General features: G+C 70.6%; 7 protein-coding genes. 1 reads left to right on the plus strand and 6 read right to left on the minus strand.

Features of this window, described 5'->3' with window-relative positions; translation table 11 throughout:
- Positions 1-42 precede the first annotated feature (42 nt).
- Positions 43-960, minus strand: coding sequence for a permease-like cell division protein FtsX (gene ftsX / locus BZY54_RS18970; protein ID WP_086726377.1), 918 nt, complete (start codon positions 958-960; stop codon positions 43-45).
- A gap of 33 nt (positions 961-993) precedes the next feature.
- The gene (gene ftsE, locus BZY54_RS18975) at positions 994-1,683 is read right to left on the minus strand and encodes a cell division ATP-binding protein FtsE (protein WP_086726378.1); all 690 of its coding nucleotides are present in this window, start codon (positions 1,681-1,683) and stop codon (positions 994-996) included.
- Between the two features lie 239 nt (positions 1,684-1,922).
- On the opposite strand from ftsE, the gene BZY54_RS18980 reads away from it, so the two are divergent.
- Positions 1,923-2,114 (plus strand): hypothetical protein, encoded by a 192-nt coding sequence (locus BZY54_RS18980; RefSeq protein ID WP_086726379.1) that lies wholly within the window; start codon positions 1,923-1,925, stop codon positions 2,112-2,114.
- A gap of 104 nt (positions 2,115-2,218) precedes the next feature.
- Here BZY54_RS18980 and BZY54_RS18985 read toward each other — a convergent pair whose 3' ends face one another.
- The 4 genes from BZY54_RS18985 to BZY54_RS19000 all read right to left on the minus strand — a co-directional run.
- Positions 2,219-3,025, minus strand: a complete 807-nt coding sequence (locus BZY54_RS18985; RefSeq protein WP_086726380.1) for an ICP22 family protein — start codon at positions 3,023-3,025, stop codon at positions 2,219-2,221.
- A gap of 288 nt (positions 3,026-3,313) precedes the next feature.
- Positions 3,314-4,429: a peptide chain release factor 2 gene (prfB, locus tag BZY54_RS18990; protein ID WP_086726381.1), complete on the minus strand. Its 1,116-nt coding sequence runs from the start codon at positions 4,427-4,429 to the stop codon at positions 3,314-3,316.
- Between the two features lie 51 nt (positions 4,430-4,480).
- Complete coding sequence (locus tag BZY54_RS18995; RefSeq protein WP_086726382.1) at positions 4,481-5,728, minus strand: serine/threonine-protein kinase; 1,248 nt, start codon at positions 5,726-5,728, stop codon at positions 4,481-4,483.
- A 252-nt stretch (positions 5,729-5,980) separates the two neighbouring features.
- Positions 5,981-7,197: protein kinase domain-containing protein (locus BZY54_RS19000; RefSeq protein ID WP_086726383.1), on the minus strand; the 1,217-nt coding region annotated here is incomplete at its 5' end.

Consider the following 7,197-nt stretch of genomic DNA (forward strand, 5'->3'; position numbering starts at 1 on the left):
GCGCGTCAGCCCTTCAGGCGTGTGTCGGACCTCAGGTCTGCGTCAGACCTTCAGGTACTTACGCAGGGCGAAGAACGCGGCGAGCGCGGGCATCAGCACGCTCGCGGCGAGGATCAGCGGGAGCTTCGTGAGCACGGCGTCCCAGCCGACGAAGTTGATCAGGGTCAGCTTCGAGGCCAGGGCCATGCCGTGGTCGACCGTGAAGTAGCGCCCCACGACGAGGAACACACAGGCCAGACCGCCACCGATGAGACCGGCGACGGCGGCCTCCATGATGAACGGGGCCTGGATGTAGAAGCCGGAGGCGCCGACCAGCCGCATGATCCCGGTCTCGCGGCGCCGGCTGAAGGCCGAGACGCGCACGGTGTTGACGATGAGCAGCAGCGCGACGATCAGCATGAGCACCATCACGCCGAGGGCCGCCCGGTTCATCAGGTTCAGCAGCCCGAACAGGTTGTCCAGGATGCCCTTCTGGTCCTGGACCGACTGGACACCGTCGCGCCCGTTGAAGGCGCTGGCGATGACCTTGTACTGCTCGGGGTTCTTCAGCTTGATCCGGTAAGACTCCTGCATCTGGTCCGGCGTGAGGGAGCTGGCCAGCGGGGAGTCGCCGAACTGCTCCTTGTAGTGCTTGTACGCCTCGTCCTGGGACTCGTAGGTGACCTTCTCGACCACCGACATCTTGTTCAGGTCGGCGAGGATCGCCTTCTTCTGGTCCTCGGTGACGGCGCCCTTGGCGCAGTTGGGGTCGTTCTCGGCGTCGCTCTTGTTGCAGAGGAAGATCGAGACGTTGACCTTGTCGTACCAGTAGCCCTTCATCTTCGTGACCTGGTCGCTCATCAGGAGCGACCCGCCGAACAGGGCGAGCGACAGGGCGACGGAGACGATGACCGCGAAGGTCATCGTCAGGTTGCGGCGGAGACCGACACCGATCTCCGACAGGACGAACTGGGCGCGCATGGCGTCTGGTCAAGCCTTTCCGACGTGGACTCTTCAGTGCTGGTAGCCGTAGACGCCGCGCGCCTGGTCGCGGACGAGGCGGCCCTTCTCCAGCTCGATGACGCGCTTGCGCATCTGGTCCACGATGTTCTGATCGTGGGTCGCCATCACCACGGTCGTGCCCGTCCGGTTGATGCGGTCGAGCAGCTTCATGATGCCGACGGAGGTCTGCGGGTCGAGGTTGCCGGTGGGCTCGTCGCAGATGAGCAGCTTGGGCCGGTTGACGAAGGCCCGCGCGATGGCCACGCGCTGCTGCTCACCACCGGACAGCTCGCCCGGCCTGCGGTCCTCCTTGCCGCCGAGCCCGACGAGGTCGAGCACTTGCGGCACCGACTTGCGGATCTCGCCGCGTGACTTGCCGATCACCTCCTGTGCGAAGGCGACGTTCTCGGCGACCGTCTTGTTGGGCAGGAGGCGGAAGTCCTGGAACACCGTCCCCAACTGGCGGCGGATCTGCGGCACCTTCCAGTTGGAGACGCGCGCGAGGTCCTTGCCGAGGACGTGCACCTGGCCGTGGCTGCACCGCTCCTCGCGGAGGATCAGCCGCAGGAAGGTGGACTTTCCGGAGCCGGAGGATCCCACGAGGAACACGAACTCACCCTTCTCGACCTCCAGGGAGACATCCCTGAGGGCGGGGCGGGTCTGCTTGGGGTAGACCTTGGAGACGTTGTCGAATCGGATCACGGATGCACCACGGGTCGCCGGGGGTAGATGAGCGTGACCATACGCGAGTCGGGTGTGCGAGCGCAGTCGCCGGTCTGAGTTGCGGGATAGTTGTACGTTTTGTCTGCGCTCCGGCCGTGCTACGCCGGGACCTGAGGGGACCCCGCGCTGAAATCCGGGGAACCTGGCATTGTGGAGGGGGGAACGTTCGCGTGCGCGCGTGCGTTGTAAGAGGTAACCGGTGCAAGGAGGGCGAGCGCATGACGTACGACCGGCTGGTGTGCGCGAACTGCGCGGCGCCCGTGAGCGAGGGCCGGTGCCCCGTGTGCCGTGCGAACCGCGAGCGGCTGCAGCAGGAGAACTTCTTCGCGGGACTGAACCCGATGGCGCTGATCGCGCTGCTGGCGGTACTGATCGCCGGGGTGGCGCTGCTGGCGCACCAGACGGCTTAGCCGTCCGCGAGGCGCGGCAGACCACGCGAGAGGGCCCGGAGCCTTGAGGCTCCGGGCCCTTCGCCGTCCTACCGCGGATACGTCCCGTAGGGGTGCGGCTACGCTCAGGCGGCGGTGCCGCCGCGGCCTGCCATCACACGCGGCAGAACACGGAAGCCGATGCCGCCGGCGATCATCGTCGCGGCGCCGACCAGCAGGAACGTGGTCTGCCCGGCACCAGTCTCGGCCAGCTGCTTGCCGTCACCCTGCGGCGCGGTGTTGACCGGGGTGGTGGCCCCGGTGTCGGTGAGCGCCGAGGAGCCCTGCTCCTGGGGGGCACTGTGGTTGCCGTCGGCGGCGGTCCCGCCGGTGGAACCGGAACCGCCGGTGTTCCCGGAGCCGCCGTTGCCAGAACCGCCGGAGCCGTTGTGGCTGCCGCTGCCACCGTTGCCGTTCCCGGTGCCACCGTTACCACCCGGGTCACTCGGGTTGCCCGGGGTGCTGCCACCCTCACCCGGGTTGCCCGGGGTGCTACCGCCATCGCCCGGGTCACCCGGGGTGCTACCGCCATCGCCCGGGTCACCCGGGGTGCTGCCACCATCACCAGGGTCACCCGGGGTGCTGCCACCATCACCGGGGTCACCCGGGGTACTGCCACCATCACCCGGGTCACCCGGGGTACTGCCACCATCACCCGGGCCACCCGGGGTGCTGCCACCGTCGTCCGGAGGGCAGTCCGGATTGGTGGCGATGTCGCAGGTGGGGTCCTCGCCGTCGAGGTTGACCTTCGCGGAGACGGTGCCGTTGCCGGTGTCGACGCCGATGTCGATGACCCCTGCGGACGCCGCACCCGCGGCGGTCAGCGAGGCGCCCGCGGCCATCACGGCGCCGGCGGCTATGCGCGCGACCCGGATCCGCGTCTTCTTCGTCATGTGGTTGCTACCCCCAGTAGCCGATAGTCGATGAGGCCGCGCTCGGGGCCGTGATCGACGGAGGTAGCTGAACGTTGAGCCCCCCGGTTCACATGCGCCCCGCAGATACGCATGCCGCGCACAACACTTCCCAGTCTTCAGAGCAACGTCAAGGTCATTGCGAGCGCGATGTCCGGGTAAGCGCGCTTTGCCGGAGGAAGAACGATGTGAGCGTGATGCAAAACACGGACACCGGGGAACGAAAAAGGCAACTGCCGCCCAGAGGGCGGCAGTTGCCTTTTCGACAGATTACTTCGCAGCCTGCTCCTGCTGCTTGCGCCAGCGAATTCCGGCCTCCAGGAACCCGTCGATCTCACCGTTGAACACGGCCTCCGGGTTACCGACTTCGAACTCGGTGCGCAGGTCCTTGACCATCTGGTACGGGTGCAGGACGTACGAACGCATCTGGTTGCCCCAGGAGTTGCCGCCGTCACCCTTGAGGGCGTCCATCTTGGCCTGCTCCTCCTGACGGCGCCGCTCCAGCAGCTTGGCCTGGAGGACGTTCATCGCCGTGGCCTTGTTCTGGATCTGGGAGCGCTCGTTCTGGCAGGAGACGACGATGCCGGTGGGCAGGTGGGTGATGCGGACCGCGGAGTCGGTCGTGTTCACGCCCTGGCCGCCGGGGCCCGAGGACCGGTAGACGTCGATGCGCAGCTCGGACTCGTCGATCTCGACGTGGTCGGACTGCTCGACGACGGGGAGGATCTCCACACCGGCGAAGGAGGTCTGGCGCCGCCCCTGGTTGTCGAAGGGGGAGATGCGGACCAGCCGGTGGGTGCCCTGCTCGACGGAGAGGGTGCCGTAGGCGTAGGGCACCTGCACGGCGAAGGTGGTCGACTTGATGCCGGCCTCCTCCGCGTACGACGTCTCGTAGACCTCGGTCTTGTAGCCGTGCTGCTCGGCCCAGCGCAGGTACATGCGCTGCAGCCGCTCGGCGAAGTCGGCGGCGTCCACGCCACCGGCCTCGGCGCGGATGTTGACCAGGGCCTCGCGCGCGTCGTACTCGCCGGAGAGGAGGGTGCGGACCTCCATCTCGTCGAGCGCCTTCCTGACCTCGGTGAGCTCGGCCTCGGCCTCGACGCGGGTGTCCGGGTCGTCCTCGGCCTCGGCGAGCTCGAAGAGCACGGCGAGATCGTCGATCCGTCCGCGCAGCGCCTCCGCCTTCCTGACCTCGGCCTGGAGGTGGGAGAGCTTGCTGGTGATCTTCTGCGCCTCGTCCGGGTTGTCCCACAGGGACGGCGCGGCCGCCTGCTCCTCGAGCACGGCGATGTCTGCCCTCATCTTGTCGAGGTCCAAAACGGCCTCGATCGACTCCATGGTCGAGGAGAGGGACTTGAGCTCTTCGGATACATCGACGACTGCCACGCATCCAGCGTAACGGCTCCGCCAAGCGTGGAACGCCGGGCGGCGGCGGGGTCACGGCGTGGAGGGGGCCGATTGCCGCGTGTCCTGGGGCTGGGTCGCCGGGGCGTCGCCGGCCGTGGCCCACCAGGCACCGGCGCCGACGGCCGCGACGAGTACCAGGCCGGCCACGCTCAGTGTGATCCGCCGCCGGCGGGCGGCGGTGCGGTTGCGGGCGGAGCCCGGGCGGGGCGCGCCCGGCGTGCGGGGGGCGCGTGCCGTGCCGTGGGCGCCGCCTGCCAGCTCGTCCGGCGCGGGGACCCGCATCGAGGTGTGCGTGTCCCGGTTGGAATCCGGTTTCGCTCCGGGCACCAGGGGCACCGCTCCCCGGCGGCGCGCACTGTCCCCGCCGGGCTCCGGGGCCCGCGCGGACGGCTCCTCCTGCGGCTCCTGGTGGGCCGGGTCCGCGTCCGGTTCGTCCACGTCCAGGGGCGGCATTCCGGCGAGCATCGGCAGCAGCTCCCTCAGGCGCGCCGCCAGCTCGGAGGCGCGCAGCCGGGACGCCGGCGCCTTCGCCAGGCACTGCACGATCAGCTGCCACAGCTCGTCGGGGATGCCGGGCAGTGGCACCACCGTCTCCGTGACGTGGCGGCGCAGCACCGCACCCGGATGCCCGCCGCCGAAGGGAGTGAACCCGGCCAGCAGCTCGTACAGCACGGTGGCCAGCGCATAGATGTCCACCGCCGCCCGCGGCGGCAGGCCCTCCACGATCTCCGGGGCCAGGTAGTCCGGCGTGCCGATGATCTTCGTCGCGCGTGTCCGCTTCGGCGAGTCGATGAGTTTGGCCACACCGAAGTCCGTCAGCAGCGCCGGGTGCGCTCCTCCCGGACCGAGCGGGCCCTGCATGTCCAGCAGCACGTTCTCCGGCTTGACGTCCCGGTGCACGACCCCGGCCGCGTGCGCCGCGGCCAGCCCGTCCGCCACGTCGGCCACGATCGCCACCGCCGCCTCCGGCGACAGCCGCCGCTCCCGCTCCAGGCGGGTGCGCAGGTCCGTGCCGCGGACGAGGTCCATGACCAGGGCGAGGTCGTTTCCGTCGACCACCAGGTCCCGTACGGAGACGACGTTCGGGTGCTCGAGACCCAGCAGCGCTGTGCGCTCCTGCACGAACCGGCCCACGAGTTCCTGGTCGGACGCCAGGTCCTCGCGCAGCAGCTTGATGGCGACGGGCCCGTCCGGCCCCTCGCCGAGCCACACCGTGCCGGCGCTGCCACGCCCAAGGATCTGGTTCGCGGTGTACCGGCTGCCGATCTTCCGTGCCAAGACTGCTCCTACAGACGCGTGTTGTCGCTAAAACTACGCGTCCGCGGAGCCAACCTTCACCGCGGAGGCGGAAATCACCCGCCAGGTGTCGACAAATCTCCAAGCTCGCGCCGACCGACCGGCCGACGGCCCGCTGCCACGAAGGGCCGCCTGCCTGACGCTCGGTGCTACGACGGCCCGGCGCCACGACAGCCCAGCGCTACGACGGCCTGGCGCTCCGGTGCCCGGCGGTCCCGGCCCGCGGACCGCAGGTCAGCCGCCGGTGCCGCTGCCGCCCAGGTCCTTGACCCAGCCGACCGCTGTGCTGACCCACGAGCTCAACTGGTCCCAGTAGCCCTTGCCGGTCCCGATCCACTCCTGCAGCGGGCTCAGCTCCCAGACCAGCCAGCTCGCGACGAACAGGATGACGATCGTGAACAGGCACCCCTTCAGGCAGCCGAGCCCGGGGATCTTCATCGGGTTCGCGCTGCGCCGGCGCGGCTCGCGCGCCGGCCGCTGGGGCTCCGGGGCGGGCGGCGCGTACCGCTGGGGCTGCTGGGCCTGCCTGCGCTGCGGTGCCTGGGCGTACTGCTGCGGCTGGGGCTGGGCGTAGCGCGGCTGCGGCTGTTGCTGCGGGTAGCCGTGGCCGGGCTGGGGACGCGGCTGCTGCTGCGGCCGGGCGACCTGCCGCTGGGGGCGGCGGCGCAGCGGGTCCTCGCTGGGATCGAGGTACTGGATCTGCGTCTGCTCGTTGCGGTCGCGGGCCGCGCGCAGCTGGGACTGCCAGGGGTGCGGCTGGTCGGACTGCTGCCCCTGCGGTCCGGCGCCCTGCTGTCCGTGCGGCATCGGCGGCATCATCCGGGTGGGGTCGGCGGCGCCGTGATGGGGCAGGACGGTGGTCGGGTCGGCGGCGCCGGCCGGTCCTTGCGGACCGCCGGTGCTCGGCAGGACGCTGGTGGCGCCGTTCGGGTCGTACGACGGCGCGCCCTGCGGCAGCACCTGCGTCGGATCCGCCGCGCCGGGCACGCCGGTGTCGTCCGTGCCGGGCACGGAGGCGGGCGCCGGGTCGGGGGCCAGCAGGACGCCGACGGCCTCCGCGGCGGCGATCTGCGCGGCGTTCGCGTGCACGCCCACGCCCTCGGCGACGACGCGCAGGGCGCGGCCGAGGTTCACGGCGCTGGGCCGCTCGTCGGGGTTCTTGCGCAGGCAGCGCTCTATGACGGTCCACAGCGGGTCGGGGACCGTGGACGGGCGGCGCGGCTCGGCGCTCAGGTGCTGGTGCAGGACCTCCAGCGCGGAGCCGCCGGCGAACGGCGGGCGGCCGGTGACCAGCTCGTACATCAGGATGCCGGCGCCGTAGATGTCCACGGCGGACGTCTGCGGGCGGCCCTCGGCGGACTCGGGCGCGACGTACGCGGGGGTGCCGACGAACTCGTGGGTGCGGGTCAGGCCGGGGGAGTCGGCCAGGCGGGCGATGCCGAAGTCGGTGA

Origin of the sequence: Streptomyces carpinensis (assembly GCF_002154505.1) — a bacterium.
GTDB classification, from domain to species: Bacteria; Actinomycetota; Actinomycetes; order Streptomycetales; family Streptomycetaceae; genus Streptomyces; species Streptomyces carpinensis.